We start from the raw sequence: 19,345 nt of genomic DNA on the forward strand, positions 1-19,345 counted from the left end.
AAATCTACAAACACCTAAACAGCAATAGATTAATAAAATTATCAAAGTCGCGTAAGCTATAACATAAAAATCATTTAAAAAAAACTTTAAGATTTTTGTAACATTTTGCAACTTTGCTGCGTATAACAGTTATAATAGACAAACCCTAGTTCATTACAACCCTATGAGACAGCTTAAAATTACTAAGCAGGTCACTAATCGTGAGACCGCATCCTTAGACAAATACTTACAAGAAATTGGTAAAGTTGACCTCATCACAGCAGATGAAGAGGTTGAACTAGCACAGCGTATAAAAGCTGGTGATCACCGTGCGTTAGAAAAGCTTACTAAAGCAAATTTACGTTTTGTGGTTTCGGTATCAAAACAATATCAAAATCAAGGACTTACTCTTCCTGATCTTATTAACGAAGGGAATTTAGGACTTATTAAAGCTGCACAGCGCTTTGATGAAACTCGTGGTTTTAAGTTTATATCGTATGCCGTGTGGTGGATACGCCAGTCTATACTACAAGCACTAGCAGAGCAATCTCGTATTGTGCGTTTACCGCTCAATAAGATTGGGTCCATTAATAAGATTAATAAAACATTTGCTTTCTTAGAACAAGCAAATGAACGCCCTCCTAGCCCTGAGGAAATTGCCAAGGAGCTTGATATGACGGTTAAGGATGTGAAGGAATCTCTTAAAAATTCTGGAAGACATATTAGTATGGATGCTCCTCTTATAGAAGGAGAAGACTCTAACTTGTATGATGTCTTAAACTCTGGCGAATCGCCTAATCCAGACAGAGCCTTATTACATGAATCACTTAAAACTGAAATAGAACGTGCGCTAGAAACACTAACACCACGTGAGGCAGATGTAGTTAGACTTTATTTTGGTCTAGGAGATCAACAACCTATGACACTTGAAGAAATAGGTGAAACTTTTGATCTTACTCGCGAACGAGTGAGACAGATTAAGGAAAAAGCGATACGTAGATTAAAACACACCTCTCGCAGTAAAATTCTTAAGACTTATTTAGGATAACCTTATCATTTTTACCGATAATGTGTTAAAACCAATTGGGAATGCTCTTGGTGTTTTTTACAGTAAAAAGATTTGGTATCTTTGTTATACAAAATTGCAATTAACGCCCCTGGCGACTTAATAATGACAACAACAGTTTATCATAACTGTTCGTTTTTTGATTGATGAATGAATCCCCGGCTGATTACCGGGGATTTTTCATTTTATATATTCTAGATAATAAAACTTTTTGCCCCTCCCTTCATACCTTAAAGGAGAATCATATCTTTACACAAAACGTCTATTATATGCCTAGCACACTCATTGCCCCTTCAATACTTGCTGCAGATTTTGCAAACTTGCAACGTGATATAGAAATGATAAATACCAGTGAAGCAGACTGGTTTCATATAGATATTATGGATGGTGTTTTTGTTCCAAATATTTCTTTTGGAATGCCTGTACTACGTGACATTGCAAAACATGCAAAAAAAACAATTGATGTACACTTAATGATTGTAGATCCAGATCGCTACGTGCAAACTTTTGCAGATCTAGGAGCAAATATTCTTACCGTACATTTTGAAGCGTGTACTCACCTTCATAGAACATTACAAATAATTAAAGCAGCAGGAATGAAAGCTGGCGTAGCACTCAACCCACACACGCCTGTGAGCCACCTCGAGGATGTTATACAAGACATAGATCTAGTGTGTATGATGAGTGTAAATCCAGGATTTGGAGGACAGCAGTTTATAGAAAACACTTACGATAAGGTTACTGCTCTCAAAGCTTTAATCAACAAGAAAAATGCATCTACGCTTATAGAAATTGACGGTGGGGTAAGTGACAAAAATGCTTCCCGACTTGTTCAAGCAGGAGCAGATGTACTTGTGGCAGGAAGTTTTATTTTTAAATCAAAAGACCCTGTAATTACCATCAAGAATCTAAAATCGCAGCTCTCATAAAGAGTATACTTTCATAAATAAAAAAGCCATCGCTGTTCAAGGCGATGGCTTTCTTGTATTACATTATCTTAATTATTAATCTCTTGACATAAATATTCTCAAAATATACCAGAATAATAACATGAGTGAGGCAAATAAACCTAAAGCCGCTGCTACATATTGCTCTTCATCATATTTATGAACCATATTTGAAGTAGTATATAAGATAGATCCAGCAGCGAGTGCTACCATTGCGACACTAAACCACAAGCCGAGGTCAAATCCAAAGAGAAGTCCCGCAACCATAAGGCCTATTGCTAGAAAAAATCCTATAGCAAGTATAGATCGTAAAAAAGAAAAGTCTTTTTTAGTAAGGATCACCACTGCAGATAATCCAGCAAATAAAGCAATAGTCATCACGGCAGCCTTTTGTAAAATCTCTACTCCATCTATCATAGAAAATGCCATGAAAAGTAGAGGAATAAAAATAAAAGCCTCTGCAACTACATAAACTCCTAAAGCTAAATAGTGTTGATTTTTATCTCTGGTTTTAAGTGCTAAACCCTCTGCGTAGTTTGTAATAAACATAAATGCACCTAATAATAATAGCCAGCTCCAACCTCCTGTGAGAGATAAAGCAAAATTCACAATAACTGGTGATTGAAAAAACAAGTATTCGGTGATGATAAATAATAATACTGCAAGTGCTACATAAGTGTACGTCTTGCGATAAAATGCCACTCGGCGCTCATCAGATAATGCACTTACTGGTACTATTTGTGGTTGATATGATTCCATTGATTTGATTGATTTGATCGATTTGATTCTTATTAGATTAGAAAGTGAGCCATAAATGTAAGCAATGTAGAAATACGCAGTTCATAAAGATTAAATATTATTATGATCTAAAGGTGTATCTATTATAATTTACGGGAGGTATTTATTTTTTGCTTTCGCGAAAGCGTACTTATATTATAAATAGTCTGCTGTATCCAATTACCTCAGCATTTACCTTTTAGAAGACGCACCTTTAAAGTTTTGAGACGAATTTTTGAACAGCACGTTAAACGTAGTAAGACTACCATAAATACGTGTTATGTACTGCTGGAGATCAATCTTATCTTGATCGTCTAGTATCTTACTGGCATTAATCTTTTGCTCCATAACGCGCACTCGGTCACGTACCATCACAATTTTATGAAAGAAGCTTTCTATTGATATATCCTTAGATGACAAGTTACTATCCTTAGGAGATAATGTCATCATTCCTCCCCTCCACTTATCTGCAATAGGGACTACCTCTGAGACATCACTGTATCTTTTTAATAGATCTCGGAAGGTTTTTTCTACCTCATACATACTCACACTATCCACCTCACCTTCTATCGCCTCTATAACTTCAAAATTATCATCTAAGGTAATTGTCTCTAGTCCTCCATCTATAAATGTAACCCAATATAATTCTGAAGTGACATTTGTAATTACACCTTTACCTAGTTTGTTATGGTCTATCCTGCTTCCTATTCCTAATATGGTATTCATGATATTATATATAATTTATGTTATGTTATTTCTTGTGTGTTGCTGCTAATATATAGAATAACCATCTGGTGTTTTGGTTTCTTAGATTTTTCTCTTAACAAGATTTTAACGTCTTAATAGAAACCTCACGAATATTAACTGCGTAAGTGTTCTCAAATAAACAATATACAACAATGAAAAAATTACCAAAAATTCTAATCGCAGGTGCTGTCTTACTCGGAGTAGGTGCACTTATCGCAGCAGATCACTTAGATGCTCCTGCAGTAGGCGGAACAACCGCAGACATTACTGATTACTTCGCATTTGAAAGTGCTGAAAATTCAAGCAACACCGTATTTGTAGCAAACGTGCAAAGTTCGCTAGCTGGAGAAGCTGAGTTTGACGAGAACGTCCTTGTTGAGTTCAACATAGACAACGATGGTGATCTAGTGGAAGATAGAGTAATACAGGCAATCCCAAGAGATGGGAAAATGTATTTCTTTGGACCTTATGAAATTTCTTCAACAGGACTTAACAGTACGATTGACGAAAGCGCTCTTATAGGATCTGTAGATATCTCTACTGGAGATGACGCTGTCACAATGACTACCACAGATGGAATTAAAATATTTGCTGGATTAAGAGCAGATCCTTTTTTCTTTGATTTTACAACTTTTAATGCTGTTGTAGGAAATCCTGAAGGACCTTTTACAGGAACAACTGGACCAAACGGTGGTTTTCAAACTGCTGAAAATGCTTCAGATCCTTTTGAAGGGACAAACGTACTTTCTGTAGTAGTTGAAGTTCCAAACACTTTACTAGGTGGTACTTCGGCACATCCAGCTGGAACAGGTGTTCAGATCTGGAATACTTGGGTTGAAGCAAAAACAAAACAATAATAGTTAAAAGACATATATCATGAAATTACAAAATATAAAATATCTATTTGCAGCAGTTCTTCTAGCGGGAGTTGTATCATGTAGCGACGACGACGATAACACACCTATCACAATCGACCCAGAACCTACACCTACAGAGGTTGACTTTTCTGGAACGTTTGTTCAACAAGATCAAATGGGACGTGCAGCAATTAATACTGTATTAGGAGGAGATAGTGCATCAAAAAATAGCTTTAATACAACAATCCCTTCTGAGATGGTTGCTGGATTTCAAGCAGACTTCTTAAACAAAGCTGTAGCCCTGCACGATGCATTTGGAGTTGAATATGAAACAAACATTTTAGGTCTAGACGCTCCAACGCTTACAACAATATTAGCTCAAGACGTATTACAGGTTGCACCAGATGCACCTACTACATATTTTGATGGAACTAATGTTTTAACAGGTCGAACTCTTAGTGATGATGTTGTAGATGTATCTCTAATTTTACTTTTTGGAGGAAATAATGGAGACAAATACAACGGACAAGATCTTGATGATGATGGAACAGCAGATTTACCAATTTTAGTTACAGATAACGTAAGCGCTGGAACAGGTGCTATGGGAACAAATACATTTCCATACTTGGTAGGACCACAATAAAAATGTAATTATTTTTAATTAGCTTAAAAGGGGTCTGATTTGTTCAGACCCTTTTTTGTACAAAATCAAACAATCTTATGAAATTTACAACCTTACTAATTCTCACAACCGCGCTTTTTATCTCATGCTCAAATGAGGACAAAAACATTCTTAACAAAGCAGATTATGAAAAATACCTGCAAACAAGTAACTCAAAAGAAATTGCAAAGGCAGAAAAAGAATTGAGCTTCTGGAATAAACGGATAAAAGAGGATAGCATCCAGCTTATTGAGCTATCAAAAAGTGCAGGAATGCAAACGAAGATCTTTCAACTTAATGCATCAATAGAGCAACTTAAAAATGCCGAAAAAAACCTTACAAGATCTGCGCTAGTAACAAACATAGGCAAAGATGGTAAACTACTAGCATTAGCCCAAAACTACATCACTCAGCACCGTTTTAAAGAAGCAAAAACACTTGTAGATAGCGCTCGTATAGTAGCTGGTGGAGAAATCAAAGCTATTAATCTAGTTGCCTTTGATGTAGCCATGGAACTAGGAGATTATGAGAAGGCAGAAAAAATCCTAACAAAAGAAACAGACTTCTCAGACTACAACTATTTGATAAGACTTGGCAAACTGGAAGATTACAAAGGAAACCTTGACAAAACAATCCAGCACATGGAAGCTGCAAAAGCCATTGCAGAAAGTAGCAAGCAAAAGGGATTACAAGTGTGGGTCTACACAAATCTCGCAGATTATTATGGTCATGCAGGAAGAATTAATGATGCTTACAACCACTATCTCAAAGCACTAGCAATTGATCCTAGTAATGCTTACGCAAAAAAAGGAATTGCCTGGATTGCATACTCCTATGAAAACAATCCTACTGAAGCTTTGCGCATAATTGAAGCTATAGAAAAAGATAGTAAAAGCCCAGATTATGAATTATTTAAGTCAGAGATTTATGAAAGCACTGGCGATGAAGATAGCGCCAGAGAAGCGTTAAACAATTTTTTATCCCGAGTTTCAAATCCAAGTTACGGAGATATGTATGGAGCTTACCTAGTTGAAATATATGCAAGCAAGCCTGAGACATCACAGCAGGCTATAACCCTAGCTCAAAAGGAAGTAAACAATAGACCCACTCCTATGTCTTATGACCTACTAGCACATGCTTATTATGGAAATGGAGATTATGAAAAAGCCTTAAGCATAACTCAAGAACATGTAATTGGTAAAACTCATGAACCTATGGCACAGTTCCACACAGCACAAATATATAAAGCTCTTGATATGAAAAATGAGCTAGCGCCTGTGAAGGAAGAGCTACTGGAAACAAGCTTTGAACTAGGTCCTGTTACCTATAAAGAAATACAAAATTTATAATTTTCCTAATCTACGAAACCGCTTGACAATGTTTTACGTAGATATAGTAAGGTTATTAGAAAACTATTAATGGTTGGATAGTTTTTGATTTTGTTTGTATGAGCGTCTTACTCTTTTGAGTAAGACGCTTTTTTTATGTTTCATAAGTTAGATTAGCTTATCACCACTTCATAAGCATAAGCTCAAGTAACACATAATAATATATGACCTACACGCGAAAGCAATGGGCATCCTGTTCGAATAAGCCATCGCCATGTAAGGTCTTTTAGAAAGTTAACTAAGTAAGCACATCCCATGAGACCATCGCTAGAGCCTACATAACTATATGAATAGTTAATAAACTAGCGAGATTATTTGTTGGTAAGTGAATTGATGGATTATAAAAAACTCCTTACTATAGAACTAGCAAGGAGTTTTTAAATTGATACTATACGTATGTATATTAAATGTAATTAGAAGTCTCTTAAGCACCTTAAGATGCTGCAACCACTCCTAATGTATATAGTTGCTCTAGTGTAGGAGAAGCACTTCCTCCTTCTGGCTCTAACGTAATTCCGAAGGCTTCGGACTCATTAGGGTTGCTTAGTTCAAATATTTGATTTCCGCTAGCATCGTACTGATCAAGAACTCCTATGCTCGTAGGCGTAAGAGGCTCTAAGGTAAGAGACCACACTTGGTAAACCTTCCCTTTAGGAGGTTCTGGTAAACCTTTTACATCTATATATGCTTTACCACTTTTCTTATCCCAATACACAGATGCATAAGCTTCTGGTGCTATAGCTTGCGCTCCTAGTGGCACTGCAATTAAATCTTGTTTACGTATTACATTAAGCAATCCTCTAGTTTGATCGAGGTTTGTTTCTGCAACCTGTGTTTTACCTTCTTGAAGTAACAATTCTCTCTCCGTATCAACAATACGATCTTCAAGCTTGTTATTTTCAGTGTATAAGTAACCTATACCCGCAAGCAGTAATATTGCTGCAGCCCATCCCATAAATGCAATGATAGGTGTTTGCTTTCGCGAAAGCGGGATTACCTTTGTATCATTATCTTTTATATACTTTCTTAGAACACTCACATCCTTAGGCTCACCAGGAGCGGCTGCCTTAGCAAGATGCATTAAGTGGTTTTCGATCTCTACTACTTCTTGTTGTAGCGCTGTATCTTGAGATACCTCACGAGCAATCTCCACCATTTCCTCTTCAGGAAGTGTTCCATATACAAAGAGTTCGAGAACCCCTGAATCTATATATGTTTGTGAATTTTTCATACTACGCCTACTATATCTCTAAGTTTTTTAATACAAATTCTATTTCGTGTTTTTACGGTACCTAAAGGAATGTCTAGCTCTTCGGCTGTCTCCTTTTGAGTGTAACCTTGAAAAAACAAGAAATGAATTATCTTTTTACAGAGCGGCTCTAGGACGTCTACATACTTCTTGATACCTATCGCATCTACCGAAGTATTAAAACTTCCTTTCTCCTCGAGAATATCTACGAAATATTCGGCAGTATGGTTTTTCTTTTGATTTTTGAAATCTTTAGAACGTGTTTTGTCTATAGCTCCATTGCGAGCTATGTTGAGCATCCACGTAAAAAATCTTCCTTTTGAAGGGTTGTACTTATCTGAATTGTTCCAGATTTTAACAAAGGTGTCTTGTAATAACTCTTCTGCCACCTCTTGGTTATGTACAACACTATTTATGACTCCAAATAAGCTCTCGCTATAGAGTTCATAAATTTTCTCAAAAGATGCAGGATCTTTCTCGAGAAACTTATTAATTAATGCGTCTGGTTGTGTCATCATAGATTAGACTACCAATGTAGGATTATGATTTACCATATGCAACTATTGAACTGTTAAAGCCTATAATAATTTACATGTGGTTGTAATTAATCTCACTCTCCTACTAGCTTCTGGAATATATATCTGTAATGGAAACTTTCACGAAAGGATTACCTCCGCTGCGCTTCGGTGATCCTACAAAGCTCCGCTTTGAAAATAGAAAAGGAGAAAAATAATTTCTGAGCAAGCTCAAATTATTTCCTCCTTTTCTATTTATTCGTGACCCAGAGAGGATTCGAACCTCCAACCGTCAGAGCCGAAATCTGATATTCTATCCAGTTGAACTACTGAGCCTTTTTACGCTTTCGCGAAAGCGCAAATGTAAATCTTTACTGAGTAATCACAATAAATTCTGAACGACGATTTAACTGATGTTGTTCCTCTGTACAGTCTGCATTATTATCACAGTTATTTACCAGCTCTGTCTCTCCATAGCCTTGACCAGTAATTCTACTAGCATCGATACCTCTAGAAATAATATATGCAACTGTAGACTTTGCTCTTCTATCTGAAAGTGACAGGTTATAGTCATCCTTACCTCTACTGTCAGTATGAGACCTTACACTTATCACCATATCTGGCACTTGCTTCATGGCCGATATCACTTTTGTAAGTTCTAGCGCTGCATCTGGTCTTATGTTAGATTTATTATAATCAAAATAAATAGGGTTAAGCTTAAGAAGTTTTGCAAGATCATCACCCACGCCCACTTCTGTAAGTCTCAACTCAAGCTCTATATCTTTTTGTAAAGTTTCTGGTTCTGCCGGTGTGATTACTATCACCTCCTTTGCATAATATAATTTTGAAGTCGCACGGATCACGTAATTCTCTGAGCAAACAAGACTAAATCTATATAACCCGCGAGAATTTACATCAACTTCTTTTACCACTTCATTATCGGCATTCATGAGCTGTACTTTTGCATCCGTTATAGGTTGCTTTGTAACTGCATCCGTGATAAATCCTAAGACATCTACGTCACAACGTGGCTCTGGCTTTTCCTTTTGCTTGAATCTATAAATGTCATCACTGCCCATTCCTTGGTTACGACTTGAAGAGAAGAAACCAGTTTTTAAAGTATCATTCACTATGTACGCAAAATCATCTGCAGAGCTATTAATGGGCTCACCCAAACTTGCAACCGTAATCTCTTCTGAAGATGGGTTAGTCACAAAAATATCAAGTCCTCCCAGCCCTGGGTATCCATCTGAGGCATAGTAAAGATTTCCTGTACTACTCATGAATGGAAAGGCATCTCTTCCTTCTGTATTTATAGGCTTGCCAAGATTTTCAGGCTCACCAAAGCTTCCATCCCCGTTAATAGCTACTTTCCAAATATCTGACAACCCCACACTTCCAGGCCTATCTGATGAGAAGTATAAGGTTTTTCCATCTGCACTTAACGCAGGATGTGCAGTAGCATATTCTTCTTCATTAAATGAAACTTCAACCGCTTCAGACCAACTTCCTTTTTCCTTATCTACCAGCGTAGATTTATAGATCTTCAATTTATTAATCCCATCTGACGATTTTGCAAAATCTCCATCTGTAAAATTATTTCTTGTAAAATACATTGTCTTTCCATCCTTAGTAAATGTGGGAGTACTCTCATGGAAGATAGTATTTACCTTGCGGTGAAAACGTGAAGGCGGAGACATGCTTCCGTCTTCTTTCATAGTAGACTTATATAAATCTAGAAATGGCTGATTGTTCCACTTATGTATACGTCTTGTAATAGAACCCGTATCTCTTGCCGAAGCAAAAATCACTTGGTTTTTATAATATGACGGACCAAAATCTGAGTATCGAGAGTTCATCTCTCGTATCATATTAACCGTATAATAGCTTTCTCGATAGCCTTCTACCTTTGTATAATCTGGATTTTCTTTGAATAGTTTTGCCCTAAAATCATTTCCGCTGCGATCTGCAAATATTTGCATCATCTCATCAGACTTATCATATTCTTTTATAGCGCGTAGTGTTTGAGCATATCTAAAGTAATGCTCATCACTTACAGAATCTGCATAGCTCTCTGTGAGTTTGCCATACCACTCTTGGGCTTGAGAATACTTACCATTATAGTAATAAGCCTCTGCAATTTTATTAAAAACTTGATATGATTTAAAACCCTCTGCAACGAGGTCTTTATAAATCTCTATCGCATCTATATAAGCTAGCTGATTAAACTTTTTATTTGCTCTCGCAAGCTTTCCTTGTTGAGCACTTGCGCTACTTACGGCACTCAAAATAATCACTAGAATAAAGGCGCACCTCATAAATCCCTTCATAACCTGTTGGTATAAAAGTTAAACGTTAAAAACTATTTAGGGGGTTTATTTAAAGACTGCTTGAGTCTCGCTGGGGAGCACAATATTAGTAAACCTTTTATTTAAATGACACAACTACGTTGTCAATTCGATGAAAAGACTGCTTTCACGCATAAAAGGCTATTATACAAGGGTTTTAAAAAAAATAAGCTATCTATATACTTTTAAGAAAGACGTGCCTTAACAATTGTACTAATCGTTTTACCATCTGCTTTTCCAGTCAGTCTAGCATTTACCTGTCCCATCACTTTTCCCATATCTTTCATCCCTTGGGCTCCTGTTGCAGCAATGACCTCATCTACTACTTTAGCTACATCTGCCTCACTCATTTGTTCTGGTAAAAATCGAGCTATCACTTCTGCCTGTGCTATCTCAGGTTCTGCTAAGTCATTGCGTCCCTGCTCGGTAAAAATAGCTGCACTATCCTTACGCTGCTTCACAAGTTTTTGCAACAATTTAAGCTCCTGCTCTTCGGTAATCTCTTCTTTTGAACCCGTCTCTGTCTGCGCAAGTAAGATTGCAGATTTTATAGCACGTAATGATGTTAGTGCATTTTGATCTTTAGCTTTCATTGCTTCTTTCATTGCGGTCATCACTTGTGTAGATAGGCTCATAGTAGTATATATTTTGTGCTCATCACTCCGTTTTAGTTATGGATTTTGAGAGCTATAATTATTGGTTATAATAAGTAGTTAAGACCACGAAGATACGAGAAATAGCGAAATTATATACACAACACAGATAGCTTATAAAAAAGAAACCCGACTATCTTGGGGAAGATAGCCGGGTCGCTAAAAACTCTAAGCATTATCTGCTTAATCTACATTATCATGTAGAAATGAGTTATTACTTCTCAATTGAATTTCATCGTTATCATCTGTAGAAAGTGATGTTCTAGACAAACTACCATCCTTAGCTGGAGTTTCTTCTAGGTCAATCCCCATACGCTTGTATGCAGGCTGTTTTTCTATCTCCTCAATACGCGACTGATTTGTGCGAAATTTGTAATTGAACTCCTTCATCTTACGCTTGCGCTCAGATGCTCTATCTATAAGGATTTGTGAGATAGGACTATTCATAGGGTCCACCTCTGCATTTTCATCCTCAGATTCTTGTTTAGGCGCTACTGTTTTTGTCTCAAAGACAATTGTTTCTTCCTCAACATCTGCTTCATCATCATCACTATATGCACTAGAGAGTGTCTCTTCTAGTTCCATATAGTCCTCAAGACTATATCGAGTTTCTCCATTATTAGTGTGCTCTGTGACAGGCACAATTTCTACAGGCTCCTTAACTTCGATGGATGCTGTGGTGTCATCAAGATCAAACATGATAGGCTTCTCATCTTCTTCCTCTACTGGAGCCTCAGTGGTTAATGGCATGTCAAAAAACAACATTCCGTTATTTTCTGGTTCTTTATGCTCTACTCTAGCAGTTTCTTTACGTACCGTGGTATCGATAATTTCAAAATCTGCCTCATTCTCTGCCAATACCTCATCATATACAACAGTGATATTCTTAATAACATCTGTAGTAGGAACTATATCCATACTATACTGTTGTGTAGGTGGCTGTACCGGCTCTACTTTAGGAGCCTGTTCTGGCACTGGTTGCTCCCTTGTAATATCTTTTACAGGCGCTTTCGCGAAAGCGGTAGGCTTCTTCTCCTCTATTTCATCAAGATCAAGTGTGTGCACTATTTTCTTAGGAGGCGCAGGTGCTTGTGGAGCTACAGGTGCCGAAGGTGGAATCTCAACTGTAGCATCTGGCATTAGATCTTGCTGTGCTCTCTGCTCCTCTTCTAGCGTATGAATAATTTTCTTAGTCTCTACATTTACAATATCATTTTGCTGCTCTGCATTAAATCCCGTAGCGATAATCGTTACTGAAATTGCATCACCTAGGGAATCATCTTCACCTACACCCATAATAATGTTTGCGCTGTGCCCAGCTTCTGCTTGAATGTGATCGTTTATCTCTCCTATCTCATCGATTGTGATCTCATCACCACCAGACACAATAAGTAGCAATACATTCTTAGCCCCAGTAATTTTATTATCATTAAGTAATGGGGAGTCTAGTGCTTTTGATATAGCCTCATTTGCACGGCTTGTACCACTAGCAGTAGCACTACCCATAATAGCTGTACCAGATTTACTCAACACTGTCTTTGCATCACGCAAGTCAATGTTTTGTGTGTAATGGTGAGTTATTACCTCTGCGATACCGCGTGAAGCAGTTGCAAGAACCTCATCTGCTTTACTAAACCCTGCTTTAAAACCAAGATTACCATACACCTCGCGGAGTTTATTATTATTTATAACAATGAGTGAGTCTACCTGGGCACGAAGTCTATCTACTCCTTTTTGAGCTTGCTCATTACGCATTTTACCTTCAAACTGGAATGGTATCGTGACAATCCCTACGACTAGGATATCAAGCTCACGAGCCATTTTGGCAATTACTGGTGCTGCACCAGTTCCTGTACCACCACCCATTCCGGCAGTTATGAATATCATCTTTGTATTAGTACCAAGCATTTGCTTGATATCCATCTCACTCTCTATAGCTGCCTGCTCTCCTACATCTGGATTTGCCCCAGCACCAAGACCTTCTGTAAGACCTACTCCCAGTTGTATCTTATTAGGTACTGTACTATTTTCTAGTGCTTGTGCATCTGTGTTACAGATTACAAAATCTACCCCATTTATCCCTTGCTGGAACATGTGATTAATAGCGTTACTACCTCCACCACCTACACCTATCACTTTAATTACGTGACTTTGGTTTTTAGGAAGATCGAATGTGATGTTATCAAATTGTGTCGTACTCATATGATTTGTTTTTGCCCCTTATTCTTATACAATCAATTACTACTTGCGTAGCTATCTTATTATTCCTTATTTATTCTTTATCGATTTAAAAACTACTCTGCGTTGTCTAAAAAATCTTTAAACTTATCTGCCCATCTATCAAATATGCTTCTTTTAGGCGCTTGTGGTTTTTTAGGCCTAGCCTCGATATCAGTTTCTGGTATTTCATTAATGGTCTCTGTAAAGACCTCTTCTTCTTTTGCAATAACTTCCTCTTCTGGTTCTAGTTGGCTATTATATAAACCATGTTCCAGACTATTCATCACTAATCCAACAGCGGTAGCATATAGCGGACTCGTAGTCTCTGCATCACTATCTCCAGCAAGATGCTCATTAGGATATCCTATACGAGTATCCATACCAGTAATATATTCTACTAGCTGTTTTAAGTGCTTGAGTTGGCTACCTCCACCAGTTAGTACAATACCTGCGATTAGCTTTTTCTTTTGCTCCTCGTGTCCGTAATTTTTAATTTCTAGATACACCTGCTCAACAATCTCCACAACTCTAGCATGAATGATTTTTGACAAATTCTTTAGTGTTATTTCCTTAGGCTCACGACCACGCAATCCAGGGATAGAGACAATCTCATTGTCTTTGTTTTCTCCTGGCCATGCAGAACCAAATTTAATTTTAAGAAGCTCCGCTTGTTTCTCAATAATTGAACAACCTTCTTTTATATCTTCTGTAATAATATTCCCTCCAAAAGGGATTACAGCTGTATGTCTAATAATTCCATCTTTAAAAATGGCAAGATCTGTTGTACCACCACCTATATCGATAAGTGCTACTCCGGCTTCTTTTTCTTCTTGACTCAACACAGCATTTGCAGATGCAAGTGGCTCAAGTGTAATACGATCTAGGTTTAATCCTGCGCTCTTTACACAACGACCAATATTTCTTATGGATGCAACTTGACCTACGACTACGTGAAAATTTGCTTCTACACGACCACCGTACATCCCTATAGGCTCTTTAATCTCGCTTTGCCCATCTACTTTATACTCTTGTGGTAATACATGAATGATCTCTTCACCTGGTAACATTACCAGTTTATGTACTTGGTTACATAACGCATCAATATCTGCTGCATCAATTACCTCTTCAGAGTTGTTACGAGTTATATAATCACTATGCTGTAATGAGCGTATGTGCTGGCCAGCAATACCTACCACTACATCTTGAATTTTAATTCCAGATACATCTTCTGCTTCTTGCACAGCTTGCTGCACAGATTGTATGGTCTGGGTGATATTATTTACCACACCACGGTGTACACCAAGACTTTTAGACTTCCCTATACCGAGAATCTCCACCTTGTTGTATTCATTGTACCGCCCTATCATTGCCACGATCTTCGTGGTCCCTATGTCCAGTCCTACTGCGATATTTTGATTTTCCATACCTTTAATTTTGAGAGTTTACTCCCTCCCGATAGCTATCGGAATAAGCGAAAGCTTGCTCAATCCCCGTTTTATTTTTTCTCACAAACTACTTGCCCGTCATACTTAAGCTCTATAGTTTTATACTTATCTAAACTTTTATCTTTAAGCGCTTTTTCATAAAAAGCCTTATAGTTACTAAACCTCTTTTCTAACGCTTCTACCTTACCAAGTGATATAGTATACCCTAGTTTTCTAGCCTTTAATGTATACTCTCCGTTTTTTGCTCGAGCTATACCAATGATGTGTTTTATAAGAAACTTGTCATTCCTAATAAAGTTTACCAGTCTGTACACTTCATTTACGTCTTTCTCCGTTGCTCCAGTCACAAGCGGCACATGTGCAGAGTGATTTTGGGACAACGGCATCACCTTACCACTCTCGTCTATATAAAAAGAAATAGCACCGCCAAGTCGCGCTATAGGCTTACGTTGCTCTATTGCAACACCTATATCACCACCCATCGTTACGTAAACATCTGCATTCTTGATAATTGGATGCGCCTTGACGCGCTTTTCCATCTCACTCAAAGCTATATTTTCTTTAGCCTTTCCTGCAAGCTTTTCGTTACTTACTATCAACAATTTATTAACGGTCTCACGCGTCACAAAAGGAGCACTTTCATCCTTAAACGAAACACTAACTTCGGCCACTGTGCGCGCCTCATTTCTTTGAATGGCAAACGCAAACAAAAACACTGTCAACAGCAGTAAAACCGACATCTTTATGTAAAACCAGTTAACCTTCACCATGCAGTTCTTTCGTTACTTTTAAAATCTCTACACCTATATCTCCAGCACCCATCATCACAACGATTTTGTGATTCGTATGTTTTACCAAATCAACAAGCTCGTTTTTCTGTATGATTTGCTTTCGCGAAAGCGTCATTTCACTAAGCAATACTTCGCTAGTAATACCATCGATAGGCTCTTCTCTTGCTGGATAAATATCTAATAGGGCTACTTCGTCAAAACGAGAAAGCTCTATTGCAAAATCACTCATAAAATCTTTAGTCCTACTAAATAAGTGTGGCTGAAAAATAGCAAGCACACGCTCCTCTGGATACATCTCTCTTACACTTTGATGCACCGCAGCGATTTCTGTAGGGTGATGCGCATAATCATCTATCAACACCATATCTTCTTTTTGGATACGGTATGTAAATCGGCGATTAACGCCTGAATAACTCGCTAGCGCTTCTATCAACTTTTCTTTAGGGCTACCGTATGATAACGCCATGCCTAAAGCAGCTACAGCATTAAAAAGATTATGTCTTCCTGGCAGACTAAATTGCAAATTCTCTAAAACGCCATCTGGGTAATGCAAGTCAAAGACATAAGCGCCATTCTCTATGCGTACTCGCTGCGCAGTATAATCTGCATCCTCCTCAATACCAACCGTATTTCCAGCAAGTGGAAGTCCGTTTTTCACAAAACGCTTATCCTCTGGAGCTAGCGCCCCAAATTCTTGAAATGTAGCAATAAGGTCTGCCTCATCTTCATAAATATCAAGATGATCTGCATCCATTGAAGTCACACAGAGAATATCTGGCCTAAGCTGAAGGAAAGAGCGATCAAACTCATCTGCTTCTACCACCACGACATTACTACCTTTTTGAATTAAATTACCATTGTAATTATTTGTGATGCCACCTATAAACGCAGTTACCGGGGCTCCGGATGCCGCAAGTAGATGACCTAAAATACTAGAAGTAGTTGTTTTACCATGCGTTCCTGCAACAGCAAGCGAGAAGGTTTGATTTGCAATCATACCAAGCACTTCTGCACGTTTTTTAAGCATAAATCCGCTTTCGCGAAAATATACTAGCTCCCCCATCATTTTGGGAACGGCAGGAGTAAACACCACTAAGGTATCTTCCTTGCTAGTAAAAGAACTATCAATCCCCTCTTTTTTATCTTCAAAATGAACCTTAACACCAGAGGCTTGCAAAGCTGCAGTAACATCTGAAGGCGTTTTATCATAACCCGCTACGTTCTTGCCCTCCTTATGGAAGTACAAAGCTAGAGCGCTCATACCTATCCCACCGATACCGATGAAGTAAATGTTCTGTATGTCTTTTAAAGGTTTCATTTTTATATGCTACACACTATAGTTTAAAAACTACAGCTATTATGTTTTCAAATTATTATTTCAATAATTGCTCTACTTCATCCACAATGTCTGCTGTGGCATTTGGTAATGCAAGTGTTTTTATTTTTCTTCCTAGCTCAAAGCAAACTTTATCATCGTTGAGTAACCCCTTAAAAACGAGCTCAAATTTTTTATCGAGATCTTTTTCTGCTATTAAAATTGCAGCACCCGTCTTCTCGATAGCTTGCGCATTTTTAGTTTGGTGATCTTCGGCAACGTTTGGAGAAGGGATAAAAATAGTCGCCTTTCCTACGATACATAGTTCTGATACAGATCCTGCTCCTGCCCTAGAGATAATAATATCTGCTGCTGCATAAGCCATATCCATCTGGTCGATGTATGCCATTACTTGAACACCATATGCCTGATGATGTTTGTACTTATCATAATATAGTTTACCAGTTTGCCATAAAACCTGTACTCCTTTTCGTTTAAAAAATGGGAGTTGCTTCTCAATCAATTCATTTATAGCTCTGGCTCCTAGACTTCCTCCTATAATTAAAACTACTTTCGAACTATGAGACAACTCATATTTCGCGAAAGCGGTACTACGTTTACTTTCTATATCCAGTAAGTCTGCACGTACAGGATTACCGGTTTTTACGATATTTTCTGTTGGAAAAAAGCGGTGCATATCATCATAAGCAACACACACTTTCTCAACAGACTTACCTAAGAGTTTATTTGTAATACCTGCATAGCTGTTTTGTTCTTGGATAACTGCCGGTATCCCTGCAATTGTAGCCATCTTAAGCAATGGCCCACTTGCAAAACCACCAGTACCTATTACAACGTCTGGCCTAAAATTTTTAATAATCTTACGAGATTTCATCAAGCTACTTATGAGCTTAATGGGAAACATAAGATTATCTACCGTAAGCTTGCGCTGTATTCCAGCTATCCATAACCCTTCTATCTCAAAGCCCGCTTGCGGCACTTTTTCCATCTCCATGCGATCACTCGCTCCTACAAATAAAAATTGCGCGTCAGGATGACGGCGCTGGATTTCCTTTGCAATAGCAATCGCAGGATAGATATGACCTCCTGTTCCTCCTCCAGATAATATAACTCTATATGGTTTCACTAAGTATGTCTAAAGGGTTTAACTCACTTTCATCTTTTGGCACAACTGCCGTACGTTTTGCACTGACACTGAGTACAATCCCAACTGCCAGACAGGTCATCCATATAGAAGTACCTCCACTACTCACTAGTGGCAATGTTTGCCCAGTTACAGGAAATAACTCTACAGCAACCGCCATATTTATTAAGGCTTGAAAGACTATAGGCAATCCTACACCTACCACAACTAGCTTTGCAAAAACCGTCTCTGCTTTATGAGCAACTACGGTAATTCTAAATAATAGCAACATATACAAGAACAGTAGAAATCCAGCACCAGTAATACCAAACTCTTCTACTATAATTGCAAAAATAAAATCTGATGAAGATTGCGGTAAGAAGTTTTTCTGAACACTTTTTCCGGGACCAAGTCCAAATGGACCCCCTGAAGCTATTGCTATTTTTGCTTTTTCTATTTGGTAGTCTGCATCTGCGTCTACTTCATTATTTGCAAAATTCTCTACACGGCTTATCCAAGTATCAACACGGTTAGGGAATACACCAGGAAAAGCTTTTGCTAATAATACGAAGAACAAAAGTGCAACAACGCCTGTTGCAATAACAATACCTAAATATTTTAATGGATAACCACCTAAAAACACCAAAGCAATAACCATTGCTGCTATAATTGCAGTAGTAGAAAAATTTGCTGGAAGAATCAATGCAAGAACAGCTGACACTGGCAACCATAAGGGTACAATAGTTTCTTTAAATGTTACTGCAGTATCCTTAATTTTTGCTAAGTACCTAGCTACGTACACCATCAATACAACACCTGCAAATGTGGAGGTCTGAAAACCGACACCAAGAATAGGTATTTTGATCCATCTACTTGCATTTGCTCCACCCATGGTAGTTCCTTGAGCTAGTGTCACAATAAGTAAAATAATGACAACTGGAAGCGCTATAAAAGAAAGCCCTTTAAAATAATGATGGGGTATTTTATGCACTCCATATAACATGGCAAACCCTAACACTAAGTGCATACCGTGCTTGATAAGAAACCTCACTGTGTTTCCATCACCTTTGATATATGCGAGATTACTTGCAGCACTATACACAGGTAAAAAAGAAAACAACGCAAGAAGGGCAACAATAGCCCATATAGTCTTGTCACCTTGTAACCCTGCAAATATGTTTTTAAATGTGGTACTCAACGCCTAGTAATTATCTATTATTCGGTTTCTTTAGTTATAAACTCT

The 19,345-nt window shown here is 37.8% G+C and carries 17 protein-coding genes and 1 tRNA gene; 5 read left to right on the forward strand and 13 right to left on the reverse strand.

Annotated features, from left to right (window positions below):
• The first annotated feature begins 163 nt into the window (after positions 1–163).
• Complete coding sequence (locus SJY23_RS01370) at positions 164–1,027, forward strand: RNA polymerase sigma factor RpoD/SigA (protein WP_035336018.1); 864 nt, start codon at positions 164–166, stop codon at positions 1,025–1,027.
• A gap of 287 nt (positions 1,028–1,314) precedes the next feature.
• Positions 1,315–1,974 (forward strand): ribulose-phosphate 3-epimerase, encoded by a 660-nt coding sequence (gene rpe, locus SJY23_RS01375; RefSeq protein ID WP_396597187.1) that lies wholly within the window; start codon positions 1,315–1,317, stop codon positions 1,972–1,974.
• A 75-nt stretch (positions 1,975–2,049) separates the two neighbouring features.
• Here the strand turns inward: rpe and SJY23_RS01380 are convergent, their stop codons facing one another.
• Both SJY23_RS01380 and SJY23_RS01385 read right to left on the reverse strand, forming a co-directional pair.
• Positions 2,050–2,751 (reverse strand): Bax inhibitor-1 family protein, encoded by a 702-nt coding sequence (locus tag SJY23_RS01380; RefSeq protein WP_396597188.1) that lies wholly within the window; start codon positions 2,749–2,751, stop codon positions 2,050–2,052.
• Between the two features lie 210 nt (positions 2,752–2,961).
• Positions 2,962–3,495, reverse strand: coding sequence for a hypothetical protein (locus SJY23_RS01385; RefSeq protein WP_396597189.1), 534 nt, complete (start codon positions 3,493–3,495; stop codon positions 2,962–2,964).
• Between the two features lie 173 nt (positions 3,496–3,668).
• Here SJY23_RS01385 and SJY23_RS01390 point away from each other — a divergent pair, with 173 nt between their 5' ends.
• From SJY23_RS01390 to SJY23_RS01400, 3 genes are all read left to right on the forward strand, one after another.
• Positions 3,669–4,373: a DUF4331 family protein gene (locus SJY23_RS01390; protein ID WP_035336011.1), complete on the forward strand. Its 705-nt coding sequence runs from the start codon at positions 3,669–3,671 to the stop codon at positions 4,371–4,373.
• Between the two features lie 19 nt (positions 4,374–4,392).
• On the forward strand, positions 4,393–5,016 hold the full coding sequence (locus SJY23_RS01395; protein ID WP_396597190.1) for a hypothetical protein: 624 nt from the start codon (positions 4,393–4,395) through the stop codon (positions 5,014–5,016).
• A 77-nt stretch (positions 5,017–5,093) separates the two neighbouring features.
• A complete protein-coding gene (locus SJY23_RS01400; protein ID WP_396597191.1) occupies positions 5,094–6,383 on the forward strand; it encodes a tetratricopeptide repeat protein in 1,290 nt (429 codons plus the stop codon).
• A gap of 472 nt (positions 6,384–6,855) precedes the next feature.
• Here SJY23_RS01400 and SJY23_RS01405 read toward each other — a convergent pair whose 3' ends face one another.
• The 11 genes from SJY23_RS01405 to SJY23_RS01455 form a co-directional block, all read right to left on the reverse strand.
• On the reverse strand, positions 6,856–7,653 hold the full coding sequence (locus tag SJY23_RS01405) for an anti-sigma factor domain-containing protein (RefSeq protein WP_396597192.1): 798 nt from the start codon (positions 7,651–7,653) through the stop codon (positions 6,856–6,858).
• Positions 7,650–8,189 (reverse strand): RNA polymerase sigma factor, encoded by a 540-nt coding sequence (locus tag SJY23_RS01410; RefSeq protein WP_035336005.1) that lies wholly within the window; start codon positions 8,187–8,189, stop codon positions 7,650–7,652. The genes SJY23_RS01405 and SJY23_RS01410 overlap by 4 nt, the downstream gene beginning before the upstream one ends.
• 259 nt (positions 8,190–8,448) lie before the next feature.
• Positions 8,449–8,522, reverse strand: a tRNA-Arg gene (locus tag SJY23_RS01415).
• Positions 8,523–8,557: 35 nt separating this feature from the next.
• Positions 8,558–10,516, reverse strand: coding sequence for an OmpA family protein (locus SJY23_RS01420; RefSeq protein ID WP_396597193.1), 1,959 nt, complete (start codon positions 10,514–10,516; stop codon positions 8,558–8,560).
• A 203-nt stretch (positions 10,517–10,719) separates the two neighbouring features.
• Positions 10,720–11,169 (reverse strand): GatB/YqeY domain-containing protein, encoded by a 450-nt coding sequence (locus SJY23_RS01425; RefSeq protein ID WP_396597194.1) that lies wholly within the window; start codon positions 11,167–11,169, stop codon positions 10,720–10,722.
• 201 nt (positions 11,170–11,370) lie between these two features.
• Positions 11,371–13,389, reverse strand: coding sequence for a cell division protein FtsZ (gene ftsZ, locus SJY23_RS01430; RefSeq protein ID WP_396597195.1), 2,019 nt, complete (start codon positions 13,387–13,389; stop codon positions 11,371–11,373).
• A 92-nt stretch (positions 13,390–13,481) separates the two neighbouring features.
• Positions 13,482–14,831 carry a cell division protein FtsA gene (gene ftsA, locus SJY23_RS01435; protein WP_396597196.1) on the reverse strand — a complete coding sequence of 450 codons (1,350 nt, stop codon included), beginning with the start codon at positions 14,829–14,831 and terminating at the stop codon, positions 13,482–13,484.
• Between the two features lie 71 nt (positions 14,832–14,902).
• Positions 14,903–15,523: a cell division protein FtsQ/DivIB gene (locus SJY23_RS01440; RefSeq protein ID WP_396597197.1), complete on the reverse strand. Its 621-nt coding sequence runs from the start codon at positions 15,521–15,523 to the stop codon at positions 14,903–14,905.
• Positions 15,524–15,608: 85 nt separating this feature from the next.
• The gene (murC, locus tag SJY23_RS01445) at positions 15,609–16,961 is read right to left on the reverse strand and encodes a UDP-N-acetylmuramate--L-alanine ligase (protein WP_396597198.1); all 1,353 of its coding nucleotides are present in this window, start codon (positions 16,959–16,961) and stop codon (positions 15,609–15,611) included.
• Between the two features lie 55 nt (positions 16,962–17,016).
• Positions 17,017–18,105: an undecaprenyldiphospho-muramoylpentapeptide beta-N-acetylglucosaminyltransferase gene (murG, locus tag SJY23_RS01450; protein ID WP_396597199.1), complete on the reverse strand. Its 1,089-nt coding sequence runs from the start codon at positions 18,103–18,105 to the stop codon at positions 17,017–17,019.
• Complete coding sequence (locus SJY23_RS01455; protein WP_396597200.1) at positions 18,092–19,300, reverse strand: FtsW/RodA/SpoVE family cell cycle protein; 1,209 nt, start codon at positions 19,298–19,300, stop codon at positions 18,092–18,094. Before SJY23_RS01455 ends, murG begins: the two co-directional genes overlap by 14 nt.
• Between the last annotated feature and the right edge of the window lie 45 nt (positions 19,301–19,345).

This window comes from Dokdonia sp. R86516, from assembly GCF_044596715.1.
GTDB lineage: Bacteria > Bacteroidota > Bacteroidia > Flavobacteriales > Flavobacteriaceae > Dokdonia.